Annotated in this window: 17 protein-coding genes and 2 pseudogenes; 7 read left to right on the forward strand and 12 right to left on the reverse strand. The window is 54.6% G+C overall.

The window, feature by feature from the left end:
- Positions 1–170: 170 nt before the first annotated feature.
- Together AC07O1_RS29770 and pcrP are read right to left on the reverse strand one after the other, a co-directional pair.
- Positions 171–434, reverse strand: coding sequence for a DUF4404 family protein (locus AC07O1_RS29770; RefSeq protein ID WP_489075281.1), 264 nt, complete (start codon positions 432–434; stop codon positions 171–173).
- Positions 435–556: 122 nt separating this feature from the next.
- On the reverse strand, positions 557–1,183 hold the full coding sequence (pcrP, locus tag AC07O1_RS29775; protein WP_494992283.1) for an HAD superfamily inactivated hydrolase PcrP: 627 nt from the start codon (positions 1,181–1,183) through the stop codon (positions 557–559).
- 205 nt (positions 1,184–1,388) lie between these two features.
- Here pcrP and AC07O1_RS29780 point away from each other — a divergent pair, with 205 nt between their 5' ends.
- Complete coding sequence (locus tag AC07O1_RS29780) at positions 1,389–2,075, forward strand: MlaA family lipoprotein (protein WP_494992282.1); 687 nt, start codon at positions 1,389–1,391, stop codon at positions 2,073–2,075.
- A 60-nt stretch (positions 2,076–2,135) separates the two neighbouring features.
- Here the strand turns inward: AC07O1_RS29780 and AC07O1_RS29785 are convergent, their stop codons facing one another.
- Entirely contained in the window at positions 2,136–2,435 is a 300-nt protein-coding gene (locus AC07O1_RS29785) for a PilZ domain-containing protein (RefSeq protein WP_494992281.1), read from the reverse strand.
- 276 nt (positions 2,436–2,711) lie between these two features.
- Between AC07O1_RS29785 and rssB the strand changes: the two genes are divergently transcribed.
- The gene (rssB, locus tag AC07O1_RS29790) at positions 2,712–3,893 is read left to right on the forward strand and encodes a two-component system response regulator RssB (protein ID WP_494992280.1); all 1,182 of its coding nucleotides are present in this window, start codon (positions 2,712–2,714) and stop codon (positions 3,891–3,893) included.
- Positions 3,893–4,375 (forward strand): anti-sigma factor antagonist RssC, encoded by a 483-nt coding sequence (rssC, locus tag AC07O1_RS29795; RefSeq protein ID WP_016968051.1) that lies wholly within the window; start codon positions 3,893–3,895, stop codon positions 4,373–4,375. The genes rssB and rssC overlap by 1 nt, the downstream gene beginning before the upstream one ends.
- A gap of 168 nt (positions 4,376–4,543) precedes the next feature.
- Here rssC and tal read toward each other — a convergent pair whose 3' ends face one another.
- Positions 4,544–5,470 carry a transaldolase gene (tal, locus tag AC07O1_RS29800; RefSeq protein WP_495091122.1) on the reverse strand — a complete coding sequence of 309 codons (927 nt, stop codon included), beginning with the start codon at positions 5,468–5,470 and terminating at the stop codon, positions 4,544–4,546.
- Positions 5,471–5,648: 178 nt separating this feature from the next.
- Positions 5,649–6,668, reverse strand: coding sequence for a tRNA dihydrouridine(20/20a) synthase DusA (gene dusA, locus AC07O1_RS29805; protein WP_495091123.1), 1,020 nt, complete (start codon positions 6,666–6,668; stop codon positions 5,649–5,651).
- A 102-nt stretch (positions 6,669–6,770) separates the two neighbouring features.
- Here dusA and AC07O1_RS29810 point away from each other — a divergent pair, with 102 nt between their 5' ends.
- Positions 6,771–6,905 (forward strand): hypothetical protein, encoded by a 135-nt coding sequence (locus AC07O1_RS29810; RefSeq protein WP_495091132.1) that lies wholly within the window; start codon positions 6,771–6,773, stop codon positions 6,903–6,905.
- A 327-nt stretch (positions 6,906–7,232) separates the two neighbouring features.
- Here AC07O1_RS29810 and AC07O1_RS29815 read toward each other — a convergent pair whose 3' ends face one another.
- The 3 genes and pseudogenes from AC07O1_RS29815 to AC07O1_RS29825 all read right to left on the reverse strand — a co-directional run.
- The gene (locus AC07O1_RS29815) at positions 7,233–7,595 is read right to left on the reverse strand and encodes a BrnA antitoxin family protein (RefSeq protein ID WP_495091124.1); all 363 of its coding nucleotides are present in this window, start codon (positions 7,593–7,595) and stop codon (positions 7,233–7,235) included.
- Between the two features lie 3 nt (positions 7,596–7,598).
- Entirely contained in the window at positions 7,599–7,877 is a 279-nt protein-coding gene (locus tag AC07O1_RS29820; RefSeq protein ID WP_495091125.1) for a BrnT family toxin, read from the reverse strand.
- Between the two features lie 58 nt (positions 7,878–7,935).
- Positions 7,936–8,155, reverse strand: a pseudogene (locus AC07O1_RS29825) (baseplate assembly protein); the annotation flags it as partial.
- Here AC07O1_RS29825 and AC07O1_RS29830 point away from each other — a divergent pair.
- The 3 genes and pseudogenes from AC07O1_RS29830 to AC07O1_RS29840 all read left to right on the forward strand — a co-directional run.
- Positions 8,145–8,535: pseudogene (locus tag AC07O1_RS29830) on the forward strand (lysis protein); the annotation flags it as partial. The pseudogenes AC07O1_RS29825 and AC07O1_RS29830 overlap by 11 nt on opposite strands.
- A gap of 150 nt (positions 8,536–8,685) precedes the next feature.
- The gene (locus AC07O1_RS29835) at positions 8,686–9,480 is read left to right on the forward strand and encodes a DNA adenine methylase (protein WP_495091126.1); all 795 of its coding nucleotides are present in this window, start codon (positions 8,686–8,688) and stop codon (positions 9,478–9,480) included.
- A gap of 22 nt (positions 9,481–9,502) precedes the next feature.
- Positions 9,503–10,714 carry a hypothetical protein gene (locus tag AC07O1_RS29840; RefSeq protein ID WP_495091127.1) on the forward strand — a complete coding sequence of 404 codons (1,212 nt, stop codon included), beginning with the start codon at positions 9,503–9,505 and terminating at the stop codon, positions 10,712–10,714.
- A gap of 30 nt (positions 10,715–10,744) precedes the next feature.
- On the opposite strand, the gene AC07O1_RS29845 is transcribed toward AC07O1_RS29840, so the two are convergent.
- The 4 genes from AC07O1_RS29845 to AC07O1_RS29860 form a co-directional block, all read right to left on the reverse strand.
- Complete coding sequence (locus AC07O1_RS29845) at positions 10,745–11,428, reverse strand: SOS response-associated peptidase family protein (protein WP_495091128.1); 684 nt, start codon at positions 11,426–11,428, stop codon at positions 10,745–10,747.
- Between the two features lie 29 nt (positions 11,429–11,457).
- Entirely contained in the window at positions 11,458–11,826 is a 369-nt protein-coding gene (locus AC07O1_RS29850) for a hypothetical protein (RefSeq protein WP_495091129.1), read from the reverse strand.
- 592 nt (positions 11,827–12,418) lie between these two features.
- On the reverse strand, positions 12,419–13,240 hold the full coding sequence (locus AC07O1_RS29855) for a hypothetical protein (RefSeq protein WP_495091130.1): 822 nt from the start codon (positions 13,238–13,240) through the stop codon (positions 12,419–12,421).
- Positions 13,241–13,257: 17 nt separating this feature from the next.
- A complete protein-coding gene (locus AC07O1_RS29860) occupies positions 13,258–13,764 on the reverse strand; it encodes an AlbA family DNA-binding domain-containing protein (RefSeq protein ID WP_495091131.1) in 507 nt (168 codons plus the stop codon).
- Positions 13,765–14,057: the final 293 nt, after the last annotated feature.

Genomic DNA, 14,057 nt, shown 5'->3' on the forward strand with positions numbered 1-14,057 from the left:
GTTCCCACGCTCTGCGTGGGAATGCCGCCCCGGACGCTCTGCGTCCGCTGTAGAGGTGACGCAGAGCGTCACAGGATACATTCCCACGCGGGAGCGTGGGAACGATCAAGTAGCAATCGCAAAATGAAAAAGCCCCGCTTTAAAGAGCGGGGCTTTTGTATGTGGGGGGGCTAGATTCCCATGTTGCCTAGCGCGAGCACGATATTGCGCAAGGTGCCAGCGATCGCGGGATGATCAACTTCGAAGCGTTCTACGGCGAGGTTGACGCCATCGGCCAGGTTGGTGCCCTGAGTTTTCTTCTCAAGTTCGAGCTCAAGCTCGATCTGTTGCATCAGCAATTGCAGATCGGCGCGTTCTGCTTCCGAAAGCGGTGGGTTTTGCTCCAATTGCTCGCGCAGGGTATTGAGCTGTTCTTGCAGTTCGCGGGCAGGCATGGCGTTCTCCCTTTATTGATAGGCACAGGTATGGATCGCGGCACAGGCCTAAAGATCCATACCCTGACCTTAGAGTAATCCACTCCATCGCCGCGTGCATGATCTCGATCAAGATCGCTCGATCAGGGTTTTTCACCCTTGAGTCGCCGCAGGCCGATGTCCGCCAGGCAGGTGGTGAGTTCGCCCAGGTGATCAATCACCGAATGTACGCCGAGACTGAACAGTTGCAGCGTTGCCTTGCCGCGTTTGCGCTCGCGCTCTTGCTGGCTCAAAGCCTGCCATTCGCTGGGTGCCAGCCCGCACAGTGAGCCGCATGATGCCAGGCCGATAGTCCAGAGCCCGGCGTTGAGTCCTGACTGCAGCAAGCGCGGTTCACCACTGACCAGTACACAGCCATCCAGGCGACTGACATTCAGCGTCATCAACGCCTGCCAGCAAGCGTTAGGGGCCGGCCATTGACGGGCTGCTTCGGTGTTGTGGGTGGGTTTGATCCAGTCCGGCAGCGATGCCGCGAGGGAGTGGCTGACCCCGGGCGGCAGCTCATCCAGCCAGGCGCAGGGGACGCCCTGGCGTTGCAAGCTGTGCAGGATATCCAGTGCGCCCGGGGTGGCATTGGCAGGTTCGTGGGGCGGCTGGTCGGCGCTGTGTTGGCGCGTCCGGGCGCCGAAATCGACCAGGCAGCCACTGAGGCCAAAAAGTACGGCAGTCAGGGCTGGAGCAGCTACGGGTAAGGCTTCAGCATGCGGCATATCAACGTCCCTGAAATAGCATCGCAGGCTAGCCGTTGCCGATGACAGTTGAGTGACATCCGTAGGAATGGGAAAAGGCAAAACCAAGTCCTGTTGCAAGACTCCTCTGGAGGGATGCTGCCTAATCAGGCAGTTCCACCTTATACTAGGCCGATTACCGCCAGGGCATAGCGCCCGCGACAGGACCATCCAAGGAGTTTTTGCTATGCGCTGGAGCAATCGTCTAGCTCAGCTTTGTGTGTGTACCAGTATCATGTTGGTTCCATTTGTGGCTCAGGCCTCGGAAGAAGACCCTTGGGAAAGCATCAACCGGCCGATTTTCCGGTTCAACGATTTTCTTGATACCTATGCCCTTAAACCCCTGGCGCAGGGCTATGAGGCAATCACACCGCAGTTCCTCGAAGACGGCATCCACAACATGTTCCGCAACATCGGTGACGTTGGCAACCTGGCCAACGACGTCTTGCAGGCCAAGCCTCGCGCCGCTGGCGTCGACACCGCGCGCTTGTTGATGAACACCACGCTTGGCGTGGCCGGTTTCTTCGATCTGGGCACCAAAATGGGCCTGCAGCGCAACGATGAAGACTTCGGTCAGACCCTCGGCCACTGGGGCGTGGGCAGCGGTCCATTCGTGATGCTGCCGTTTTTTGGTCCGAGTACTCTGCGTGATGCACCCTCCAAGTACGTGGACAGCTACACCAAACCCTACCGTTATATGAATGACATTCCGGCGCGCAATATGGCATACGGCCTGGATGTGATCGATACCCGCGCCAGCCTGCTGTCGGCCGAGAAGCTGATCAGTGGCGACAAATACGTGTTTATCCGCAATGCCTTCCTGCAGAACCGCGAGTTCAAAGTCAAGGATGGCAAGGTCGAAGACGATTTTTAAGCCTGACTCTGCAAACACAGAAGGCGGCCACGTGGCCGCCTTCTGTGTTTGTGTCCCGGATTAACTCATCTCCAGGATCGTAAAACCAAGTTTCTGACTGCCGCCGTCCTGTTCTTTAATCCAGACGACCTCCGTGTCGGCTTCCAGACCTTTGAGGGCGGCATGTTCAGAGTCAATCCGTACCTTCAGCCTGTCGCCCACCTTGAATGAGCGTGGAGCCTGGACTTGCATACCGCTGCTGGAAAGGTCCACGCAGACCGCTGGAATCACCTGGCCAGCGTGGATCAGGGTGACCTCGGCATCCACCCGCATGCGGATGTAGTCGCGTTTTTCGCTGTAGTCACGGTCATTTTGACTCATGGGCTCCGTCCTTCGATTCCGTTACGGATTTGCTTGTTCTTATAACTCCCGGTGATTTGCGGTGTAAAGACGTCAAGCGACCATCCGCATGAGCTTGAAACGCCCCGCGGATGGGAGTACCGTCTGCGCCTTAGAAGGGCACCTCTGATTAACGCGCGAGTAGGGCAACAGCTCAAAAGTCTGCGACCCGGAGAGGCTAGAAAGCGAATCCAGTAGTGTGAGCCCGGCCAATGCCTCGCCACCTACGCCAACCTAATTCTGGCGCCGTTTGCCCACATGCAAAAAACCAGTGCCACGCTGCTGATAATCGATGACGACGAAGTAGTACGCGCAAGCCTCGCGGCCTATTTGGAAGACAGTGGATTCAGCGTCCTTCAAGCCAGCAATGGCATGCAGGGTCTTAAGGTATTCGAGCAAGCAAAGCCCGACTTGGTGATCTGCGATCTGCGCATGCCGCAGATGGGCGGACTCGAGCTGATTCGTCAGGTGACTGACCGTGCTCCCCAAACACCGGTGATCGTTGTCTCGGGCGCCGGCGTCATGAACGATGCTGTCGAGGCCTTGCGTCTCGGGGCGGCGGATTACCTGATCAAGCCCCTGGAAGATCTGGCTGTGCTCGAGCACTCAGTGCGCCGGGCGCTGGATCGCGCGCGTCTGTTGCTGGAGAACCAGCGCTACCGCGAAAAGCTGGAAACCGCCAATCGCGAGCTCGAAGCCAGCCTGAATCTGCTGCAGGAAGACCAGAACGCCGGGCGCCAGGTGCAGATGAACATGCTGCCGGTCAGCCCTTGGTCGATCGACGAGTTTCAGTTTGCGCACCAGATCATTCCGTCCTTGTACCTTTCCGGTGATTTCGTCGACTACTTTCGGGTCGACGAGCGTCGGGTAGCGTTTTATCTGGCAGACGTTTCCGGTCACGGCGCGTCTTCAGCATTCGTGACGGTGCTGTTGAAATTCATGACCACGCGGTTGTTGTTCGAGTCCAAGCGCAACGGCACCCTGCCGGAGTTCAAGCCTTCGGAAGTCCTTGGTCATATCAATCGAGGCCTGATCAGCTGTAAGCTGGGCAAACATGTCACGATGGTCGGTGGCGTCATCGACGAGGAGACGGGTTTGTTGACCTATAGCATTGGCGGTCACCTGCCATTGCCTGTGTTGTACACCCCAAACAGTGTTTGCTATCTGGAAGGGCGTGGTCTGCCGGTGGGCTTGTTCAATGAAGCCACCTACGAAGATCGCGTACTGGAATTGCCGCCGACATTCAGCCTGACGCTGATGTCCGATGGTATTTTGGATCTTTTGCCCGAGCAGACACTCAAAGAGAAAGAGGCCGCCTTACCTGAAAGGGTGAGAACGGCGGGCGGCAGCCTGGATGGTCTGCGGCAGGTTTTTGGATTGGCCACGCTAGGGGAGATGCCGGATGATATCGCCCTGTTGGTGTTGAGCAGGAATCTTTAATGAGTACCGGTAGAATCCAGTTCGCCGAGCAGGACGGCACCTTCGTCCTGAAGTTCATCGGTGAAGTTCGCCTGACCCTTTGTTCGGCGTTGGATGCGACTATTGAGAGGATCTTCACCGCGCTGAATTTTTCAGCGATCGTGATCGATCTGACCGAAACCCGCAGCATCGACAGCACGACACTTGGCCTGCTGGCCAAACTGTCGATCCTTTCGCGGCAAAAGGTCGGCCTTTTGCCGACTGTCGTTACCACCCACGAAGACATCACCCGGCTCTTGCAGTCGATGGGCTTCGATCAGGTGTTCAACATCGTTGATCGCCCGATTCCGTGCCCGGAATGCCTGACCGACCTGCCATCCCAGGATCAATCGGAAGAAGTGGTGCGGATCAAAGTGCTCGAAGCGCACAAGATCCTCATGGGCCTGAACGACTCCAATCGCGAAGCTTTCCACGACCTGGTGAACGCCCTGGAGCGTCACTGATCCCCTGAAGCGGTGAGCGCTGGTCCGGCCCCGTCGCAAGCAAGCCCGCGATAGCGGCATAACACTCGACAAATCCCTCAGCGCGAAGCCAGCAGTCTTCGCCGCCAAACCGCATAAAAAAGGGCGAACCCACCAGGGTTCGCCCTTTTTGCATCACGCTGAATCAGATCAAAGCTTGGCTTGCAGCAGCGCTTCGAGCTTTTCCTGGTCACGAGCGAACTGACGAATGCCTTCAGCCAGTTTTTCGGTGGCCATGGCGTCTTCGTTGGAAGCCCAGCGGAACTGCGCTTCGGTGAGGCTCTGACGCGCTTCGCCAGCATGGCTCGGCGCCAGTTTGCGTTCCAGCTTGCCGTTATCGGCGGCCAGTTTCTCGATCAGGTCAGGGCTGATGGTCAGGCGATCACAGCCGGCCAATTGCTCGATCTGGTTCAGGTTACGGAAGCTGGCGCCCATGACCACCGTCTTGTAGTCATTGGCTTTGTAGTAGTTGTAGATGCGGGTGACCGACTGCACGCCCGGATCATCGGCGCCGGTGTAGTCGTTGCCGTTGGCCTTCTTGTACCAGTCGTAGATGCGGCCTACGAACGGCGAAATCAGGAACACCCCGGCCTCGGCACAGGCAACGGCCTGAGCGAAGGAGAACAGCAGGGTCAGGTTGCACTGAATGCCTTCGCGTTCCAGCTTTTCGGCGGCGCGGATGCCTTCCCAGGTAGAAGCGATCTTGATCAGTACGCGATCGCGGCCAATGCCAGCCTTTTCATACAATTCGATCAGACGGTGCGCGCGTTTCAACACAGCGTCGGTATCGAACGACAGGCGCGCATCCACTTCAGTGGAAATACGCCCTGGAATCACTTTCAGAATCTCTTGCCCAACCGCCACGCCAAAGCGATCACTGGCCAGACCGACATCGCCCTTGCAGTCGCTGACGCAGTCGTTCAGCAACTGGGCATAACCTGGAATGGCCGCGGCTTTGAGCAGCAGCGAAGGGTTGGTGGTAGCGTCCACCGGTTTGACGCGAGCGATAGCTTCAAAATCGCCAGTATCGGCAACAACGGTGGTGAACTGCTTGAGTTGATCCAGCTTGGAAGTCATTGGCGTGCTCTGTCCTGTGAGTCTGTTGACATTACCCGAGCGCTGACAGCCACTCAAGGGCAGTTATGCTTAACGACGGCCCCGACCGCAACAACCTGAAAACAGATGTTTGAATAGCGGGGCTTCATTCAGATAATTTCGATGCCAAATCAGCCGGCAGGTTCAACATGCCTGAGATCTACCGACCTTCGAGCAACTGCGCAGCCTGATCCAGCAACGCCAAAGGCTCCTTGGCCTTATGGATATCCACCGACAGCAACTGCCGAAAACGCCGGGCTCCCGGAAAGCCCGTGCCCAGCCCCAGCACGTGCCGAGTGATATGGTGCATCGCCCCGCCAGCCGCCAGATGCTCAGCAATATAAGGACGCAAACGCGCCAAAGCCTCAGCCCGGGAAATCACCGGTGCCGTACTGCCGAACAACTGCTGATCCACCTCCGCCATCACATAAGGGTTGTGATACGCCTCGCGCCCCAGCATCACCCCGTCGAACCGCTGCAAATGCTCGTGACACTGCGCAAGGGTCTTGATCCCGCCGTTGAGAATAATCTCCAGCTCCGGGAAATCCGCTTTCAACTGTGCCGCCACGTCATACCGCAAAGGCGGAATATCGCGGTTCTCCTTCGGCGACAACCCCTCCAGAATCGCAATCCGCGCATGCACGGTAAAACTCGTACAACCGGCATCCCGCACCTGACCGACGAAATCACACAACTGGGCATAACTGTCGCGACCATTAATCCCGATCCGATGCTTCACCGTCACCGGAATCGACACCGCATCGCGCATCGCCTTCACACAATCCGCCACCAAAGCAGGATGGGCCATCAAACACGCGCCGATCATATTGTTCTGCACCCGGTCGCTTGGGCAGCCCACGTTGAGATTGACCTCGTCGTAACCGTGCTCCTGAGCCATGCGAGCGCACGCCGCCAAATCCGCCGGGACGCTGCCGCCCAGTTGCAGGGCGAGCGGATGTTCGGCTTCGTTGTGACGCAGAAAACGGTCATGGTCGCCATTGAGGAGCGCGCCGGTGGTGACCATCTCGGTGTAGAGCAGGGCATGCCTGGAGAGCAGGCGCAGGAAGAATCTGCAATGGCGATCGGTCCAATCCATCATCGGCGCAACGCTGAAGCGGCGGGATGGCTCAGAACGGGAAGGGCTAGTGTTTGTGGGCACTTCAGGTTTTTCGAAATTCATTGATACAGATCTTTTATACAGCGGTTTTTACCCATTTTTCCTTGTTTTTCGAATTCGATTGCTACGATGTAGCAATCGAATTCAGAAATGTAGCAACTGGAAATGGGCACGATCACATCACGTAAGCGCAAGGACAACTCGATGGCCTATATGGCGCAGATACGGTTCAATCGGGATGGGAAGACAGTTTATCAGGAAAGCCAAACCTTCGACCGCAAGCAGGTTGCCCAGGCCTGAATCAAGCGACGGGAGACCGAGCTGGCCCAACCAGGTGCAATTCTTCGAGATGCTGGCCAGACTCGATCCATATGCCAAAACTGATCGCTTTCGCTATTTTCTCGACTCGCCGGCAGAGGGGAATTATGCGGATTCGCTGGGAGGGTTTCGACGAAGCGCGGCATTCGGTGTTAGTCATGGGTATGAATGTTCCAGGCCATCGAGATTGGAACTCTATGCGCCGGTATACACATCTGCGAGGACGTGGCGACCTTATGCTGGATAGGTGTGGTTGAAGGCACTGAGTTGAGACAGTGCCTTGCACCTGAGTAATCGGAGTTTCTCAGTTCATACCGATGCCTTGGCTTTGCTGGGTTTAGATGCATCCATCATCTTATGTAATTCTTCAGCCATAGCGGCTAGCTGTTTTTCTAGGTCCTTCACGTCGGACCGGGTAATACCGTTTGCGTAGGGTCTGACTATTTGGGGCCGCTTTCGAGCTACTGGTGCCAGCTTGTGGGCAGTCTGAGATACCAGCGCCTGACGCAATAGGTTGTTGATGACGGTTTGATATCCAGTGCCGGCACTTTCGGCGCACTCGCGAGCGGCCTCGATCACGTCGTCATCAAGCATGATGGTGATGCGGGTTTTGCCTTTGCTGCTCGCAACTGGGCCACGCTTGGCTGTGCTGAAATCGTATTCTTCTTTCATTGGTCAACCCTCCAGGTACTGACGCAGTTCATTTTTGGAGGCTATTCGTGCGCTGATGATGCGAACGAAATCTGGCTCGCGGTAGGTGTATGCAACGACGAGTACACGGCCGCAGGCGTCTTGCCCCATGATAATCCAGCGCTTTTCATCATGATCATTGTCCTCGCGCTCAAGGGCCATGTCGTCGTAAAACACGGCCTCGGCATCTGCCAGGCTCACCTTATGTTTCTTCTTGTTCGCGACGTTTTTCGCTTGGTCATACTGAATTCTGAATGTTGTCATTATGCATATTTTATATGTATAAAAAAGACCATGTGTTAACCCTTTTTCGTTTGGCTTGCAGCGCTTTTACCGCATTGTTAACACGCGCCCGGTTCTGCAGGCGGTCATACGACTTCAGCTCCAGCAGCTTGACCACCGGATCGCTTTCCACGCTTGCCGGCCAGTTGTCATCTATGTAATCGCGGAAGATGGTAACCGTTTCGTTATATATCGCTTCGAAGTCGAGCGATTCCAGCACCTGCGGTGCCGGCAGTGCCCGATAAATCCAGGTTGCTCATACGGACGCTCATCCAGATAGCGTTGGCTGCGGCTGCGCAACTGCGCATTGAACAAGACAAGCGCCTAGCGCTTGCAGTCCAGCGACCAAGCCCACTATGGACAACTGACCCGTGCACAAACCATTCAAACTCGGCTGCGTGATCGTCTGGCTACTGCTGATCTGCGCCTGTCAGTCCTACTCGACACCACCGATTCAGCCAGTGGCTGCGCAGTGTCAGCCGTCACCACAACCGGCGGCGTGGTTCATGGACCCACAATAGCCCAACTTGACCCGGCGCATGCTCGACGAATTATCGGCATCACCGATGCCGGCGACCAAGGATTGATCGCGTTGGAGGCCTGTCAGGCCTATGCCAAAGAAATCTCAACACCGAAGTGAAAAAGAGCGGTCGGAGTGGATGCGTCAACATCCAACCCGACCGCCGTCCCTGCAGATTGTCCCTGCAAGTCCAGCCAAGGCTCTCGCTTCGTGCACAAAGCGCGGCGAGACTAGCACCTGTTTATCCATACAGTAAAGGTCTTGCTTTCAATGTCTACACCCATCATCCCTTGGATGGGCGGCAAACGCCGCCTGGCCGACCGCCTCATTCCGCTCTTCCCACCTCACGAATGCTACGTCGAAGTCTTTGCCGGCGGCGCCGCGCTCTACTTCATGCGACCCCAAGCCGCACCGGTCGAAGTCCTCAACGACATCAACGGCGATCTGGTAACGCTGTACCGCGTCGTGCAGAACCACCTCGAAGAGTTCGTGCGCCAATTCAAATGGGCGCTCAGCTCGCGGCAGGTGTTCGAGTGGCAGAAGATGACCCGCCCCGAAACTCTCACTGACATCCAGCGCGCTGCCCGCTTCTTTTACCTGCAGCACCATGCCTTCGCCGGCAAGGTCACCGGACAAACGTTTGGTACCGCCACGACCGGCCCGGCCATCAATCTGCTGCGGATCGAGGAGAACCTCTCAGCCGCCTGGCAGCGCCTGTCCGGTACCTACGTCGAAAACCTGCCCTGGCTGGAATGCGCCGAACGCTACGACCGTGCCCATACCTTTCATTACATGGACCCGCCTTACTGGCAGACCGCCGGCTATGGGGTGGACTTTCCCTTCGAAAACTACGAGCGGATGGCCGACTTCATGCGCCGCTGCAAAGGTAAGGTGATGGTCAGCACCAACGATCACCCGGACATTCGCTGCGTGTTCGAGGGCTTCTATTTTGAAACGTTGGACATCCGCTACAGCAACACCAATCAGCGGCAGGGGAAAGCCGAAGTAAGCGGTGAACTGGTGATCATGAATTGGAAACCAGCGGACTTTGGAGGCTTGTTTTAGTACGGTTGTGATAGTTTAGGAGGTGACTGTTTTTTTTGATGAGGCCATTATGGATGCGCGGGCGTTGGATAACCTTAAGGTTAAAATCGAGGGATTGGTAAATAATTGTGTATTGATGGACTCATCTATCGAGGACGATGAAAACTGGAAAATAATAGAAAATTTGGCGCTGTCTGTATCGAAGCTAAAGGCACAGTGGATCAATCAGCACCAAGCGCAAATGATGATCAGTAGCATTATTTCGCGAGCTATTCCGAAACCTGATGATGGTTCCAGATTGAGTGGGAAGCTTTCTGATTTCATCGATTCGGCGGAACTGTGCGTACGAATTTACAATCGTATTATCGGGCTGCCTTATCACTACGACATATACTATGAGCTTCCAAACATCTCTCTTCCGAATGGCGCTGGAATTAATGTTGGTTCGGTAGTATTTCTGCAGATGCTAAGTGATGATTTCGTTAGGGGAGAATCCTTTGCGAGTAAGCTAGGGGTAAAAGTACAGGGTGAGTCATGCTATCTTAGAACTAGAGTTACTGGCTATTGTGACTATGATTCAGCAGGAGTAACTCCACAGGAAAGTTTGACGTTGGTCAAGGTTTTTGTCGAGCGGGGGAAGGAGTTTGGGGTTCTTGTTGATAATATTTTTTTGAAAATATGGCCTCAAAAAACCGCGAAGCCGGTAGTTTATATACATGAGGTTGATGATGGGTCAATAATCAACTCTATTAGTTTGTCGATTTCCAAAGATGTTGCCGAGGTTCTAACTTCCATTCAGTTGTCTACTGCACTTTATAGAGGGGGGGATATTGAGAAATTTTTCGTTGAGGGTATGAAGGATTTTTTGAAATTGACGAGCTCAAATGATCTGTCGCTGGCGCGGATTGTTGCCGCATGTGAATGGAGTTTTGACGCCGATTCTGAACATGTACCCGCAATGAAAGTCGTAAAGACGTGTATCGGCCTTGAGTCGGTTTATGGTGAGGATAATTCCGAAGGAGGTTTGACGAAATCGCTTTCTGATAGGTGTGGTTATTCGCTCGCATCAAGTACGGCGGAAAGGAAAGATATTATGAGAAAGTGCAGGGAGCTCTATCGGCTTAGATCAAGTGTCGTTCATGGAGTTAAAAGAAAGCTTTCATCTACTGATTCTGAGTTGTTGATTTTCGGAATGTCTGTGCTAACTAGTTCGATAAATAAAGAAATCAGCTTGTTACCCGATCTTCAGGGCTAAATACCTGTCACTGATAGTGATTGGGATCATTCATTCGTGGATCGCTTTGATCAGCTCTGATCCTTTATTTCGAACGTTTCCTACGGCGTTGTCTACCTTAAACCACTCGAAGACCTCGGTCGGTTCACTCTGTTGCAACACCATCTGTTCGGCGCGCTCTTTGGGTGTCGCCGGGTCCAGCCATTCCCGAGCGAGCGCTGGCAAAAGCGTCACCGGTCGCCGGTCGTGTATATCCACCATGCCACCGGAACTGTCGGCGGTGATGAGCACGAACCCATCGTGCTCGCCTGGACCTTCGTCACTGTCGGGAAATTGGCCGATGGCAGCGCACAAGATCGGCGCGCCATCGCGGCGCCGGATCAGGTAGGGCTGCTTTTTTGGTCCGCCTTCATCGACCCACTCAAACCAGTTGTCGATAGGTGTAATGGCGCGATGTGGCCAGATCGCCCGGAAGAACGGCCCGTGTGCGACCTTCTCGACCCTGGCATTGATCGGCGCGGCGCGGTCCTTCGCCCAGTGTGGTCGCCATCCCCAGCGCACTCGGTCAGCGTGCAGGGTGTCACCTTCGAGATGGAGCAGGGCGACCTGAGTCGCCGGTGTGACGTTGTACCGTTCAAGCGGCTGATCACCGACGGTGTTGACCAGGGCATTGGGCATGCTCAGAGCGGCAACGAAGTCGTGGATGCCGCAGTACTGTGAAAGTCTTCCGCACATTGGCGAGCCCTCCAGTAGAACCAGCAAGTTTAGTTGCTTGGGAGGCGGGTATACGGGTCGACTCCTGTGAGTTCGAAAACTTTGGCGTAGAGCTCGCTGATCACCCTGTCCTTCGCGGCCAGCTGCCAATTGCTCTTGGTCTCGATTGAGGTCTTGTCTCGCTCGGTGTCTGACAGCTGGGCTTGTGTGCGACTCAGCTCTGCCCTGAGGTGGTCGCGCTCTTTGGACACGTCCATGTGCATCTGCACCAGACCGAAGATGTCCTCGCGGGCTTTGCGCAGTTGCAGGGTCAGCTCCTGGATCTCGTTTTCCAGCATGCGGTTGTAGTGGGAGATAGTTTCCAGTTCGGTCGGGCATCCAAGCCAGTCGGTGGTGTCTTCGATGTCGAGGGGATACACGGTAGGTGCCTTTACTGAGTGCTGTTTGGATATACAGTAATCGGGGGCGTGACGGTCGGGCGAGGATGGGGCGACGAGCTGTAGAGTTTTGGGTGGTGTACGGTCGGCAGGACGTAGCTAGAAGGGGGCACTTCGCTGACGCCTCGGCAATCGAATGGTCGTGTGTGGCTCATGGCTACCATTCAATCCCTCATGCCAGAGTGGGTATCCTTCGCTCCCAGCGGTGACACGGAGCGCAGGGAATACGGAGTATAAGCACCCGCATATCCCGCTAACGTCATTTTGCCCGGCCTCAGGCCGCAATTTCCAATGACGAAACAAGGACGATTATAGGTTTTTTGCGTTTCCATCGCTCGATATCGGATCTGTTTGTCTAAGCTGGAAGGGTATGCACATGAAGGTGACCCTTTTGATACAGGGTTTCGGGAGGAAGGTCGAGTGCTGGTGGCTGAGTCGGGAATCAGTATCCAAGATATTCAGCAGTTACTTGCAAACTAAGAGTTGCAGTTGCTACGCAAAAAAACGAAAAGCCCTGCTATTGATTAATAGCAGGGTTTTTGCTGTAAGTAGATGCTTTTTATGTTTTGAGGGGCTACATGCGATTCTTAGTCATGTCGGCGATCTCCTCTGAATAGAGCGAATCAGGTGGCGCGAAAAAGTCAAAGTGTTCGTATAGCGAGTGTGTCAACGCTTTGACTGTGTCCGGTAACAGCTCTCGAACTACCTGTTGTGCGAACTTTCCCTTCGTTTTTACAGAATTCTGTGTGGTCGTATTGCCAGGAATGTGGCGACGCATGTTGTGTACAAAAAAACGGCGGCCAGCAAGCCCGGTCCATTCACACTCCACGAGTATTTCGAAGTCCGGCTCGAACATAAAGTCAGCGAGATCAGCTATGCGCAAGAGGAATTCCGCGAGCCGCCAGACAGGAAGGGTTGCTTCGAACAATTTGCCCGGCTCTCCAAATTCCTTCGCTGGGTCAAGGGTATCTTCTTGATACCCGCGCAGTAAAAAGAAATTGCCTTGCGGATCAATTCTCCAAAAGTCCGCATGGCTCACGTCTGGATAATTGATATGAGCTAGCCAAGCTTCGATGCAACCATCTACAAGTTTTGGTTTCGTCTGCTCTTGGTGAAATGTGGCGAATGTAGGCCAGCCCGTGTACCTCCTCGCCGATTGATTGGTGTCTATGATTTCCTTTGTCGTGACCTCTCTTCTTACACCGAGCACGCGCGCGGCAAACGAGAAGTGCCCAAGTGTGATCTTTGATGGATGCTCAGCAGGCAGTGATTCATTGAGTGACTGCCAGCGCATGATGCATTCATTGGCAAAGGTGTGAAGCGTTTCCTGCTCATTTGTTGGCGCGTTACCAATTAGGTCAGATCCCGCAGGCAAAAATGTGCGCAGGAGGTTCACAATTTCCTCGCGTTGATTCAGCAGCGCTCGTCTAAGCAATGCGTCCCACTCAGCAGCGTTGAGGGGGCCACGGCTTTCTGGCCCGGGGCGCGAACATAGTAGACATGTTGTCTCAGGCTCCCTCCTGCCGTAGCGCTGTCTGAGCGGATGGGTACCTTGGATTGCCCTGTCACTCGGACTAAGGGGTACTCTTCTTTCGTTTCTGGATGCTGCTGAAGTGTTACCTCTACATGAAAGGTAGGTTCAGCACGCTTTTTTAGAATCGCGTTCATTGCATCCGTGAGATATGGCTCCATCGAAGCAGGACGCATTGGGTCAGGGACGAGTTTTTTCGCTGTATCCTCTTTGTATCCAATAAGTAGGAAGCCACCGCCATGATTCTCAAGTGCTATCAGAGCCTTGGCGATAATCCCTTGGGACTCCGCGTCAGTCATGTCAAGCCACTGCTTCACTTCGAAATCAAGGGTCTCGCTTGGACTCAGAAGCCAGTCTTCAAAACGTGAGTTGATATCTCTATTGAGCAAAGGGAGCTCCAAATGCGGATGGTTGTGATTGATAACAAGTGAGAGAGGACGCGGTTCAACCCTGACACTATTACTTTACCTAACGGTGTGTCCAGCTACCGCTACGTGGTCGATTGTGATCATTCATTCAGTGTCGTAAGGATTGCCTCAGTCCTGCTTGAATTCATCGATGTCTTTGTTGGTTCGACAGATTTCCACGGTGGAGGATGGCCGCTATTGTAGTGGTCTAATGAAACCGGACACCCATTTAGGCGAGAATGCTCGCCAGATCGAGGTGTCAGATGACCAAACAA

It is taken from the genome of Pseudomonas sp. GW821-FHT07G10 (assembly GCF_059418545.1).

Bases quoted from the DNA above. Each gene is read 5' to 3' on its own strand.
- dusA (WP_495091123.1), bottom strand. From the start codon at position 6,668: ATGAATTTCGAAAAACCTGAAGTGCCCACAAACACTAGCCCTTCCCGT.
- AC07O1_RS29810 (WP_495091132.1), top strand. From the start codon at position 6,771: ATGGGCACGATCACATCACGTAAGCGCAAGGACAACTCGATGGCCTAT.
- AC07O1_RS29785 (WP_494992281.1), bottom strand. From the start codon at position 2,435: ATGAGTCAAAATGACCGTGACTACAGCGAAAAACGCGACTACATCCGC.
- AC07O1_RS29770 (WP_489075281.1), bottom strand. From the start codon at position 434: ATGCCTGCCCGCGAACTGCAAGAACAGCTCAATACCCTGCGCGAGCAA.
- AC07O1_RS29845 (WP_495091128.1), bottom strand. From the start codon at position 11,428: ATGTGCGGAAGACTTTCACAGTACTGCGGCATCCACGACTTCGTTGCC.
- pcrP (WP_494992283.1), bottom strand. From the start codon at position 1,183: ATGCCGCATGCTGAAGCCTTACCCGTAGCTGCTCCAGCCCTGACTGCC.
- AC07O1_RS29835 (WP_495091126.1), top strand. From the start codon at position 8,686: ATGTCTACACCCATCATCCCTTGGATGGGCGGCAAACGCCGCCTGGCC.
- tal (WP_495091122.1), bottom strand. From the start codon at position 5,470: ATGACTTCCAAGCTGGATCAACTCAAGCAGTTCACCACCGTTGTTGCC.
- rssB (WP_494992280.1), top strand. From the start codon at position 2,712: ATGCAAAAAACCAGTGCCACGCTGCTGATAATCGATGACGACGAAGTA.
- AC07O1_RS29780 (WP_494992282.1), top strand. From the start codon at position 1,389: ATGCGCTGGAGCAATCGTCTAGCTCAGCTTTGTGTGTGTACCAGTATC.
- AC07O1_RS29815 (WP_495091124.1), bottom strand. From the start codon at position 7,595: ATGAAAGAAGAATACGATTTCAGCACAGCCAAGCGTGGCCCAGTTGCG.
- AC07O1_RS29820 (WP_495091125.1), bottom strand. From the start codon at position 7,877: ATGACAACATTCAGAATTCAGTATGACCAAGCGAAAAACGTCGCGAAC.
- rssC (WP_016968051.1), top strand. From the start codon at position 3,893: ATGAGTACCGGTAGAATCCAGTTCGCCGAGCAGGACGGCACCTTCGTC.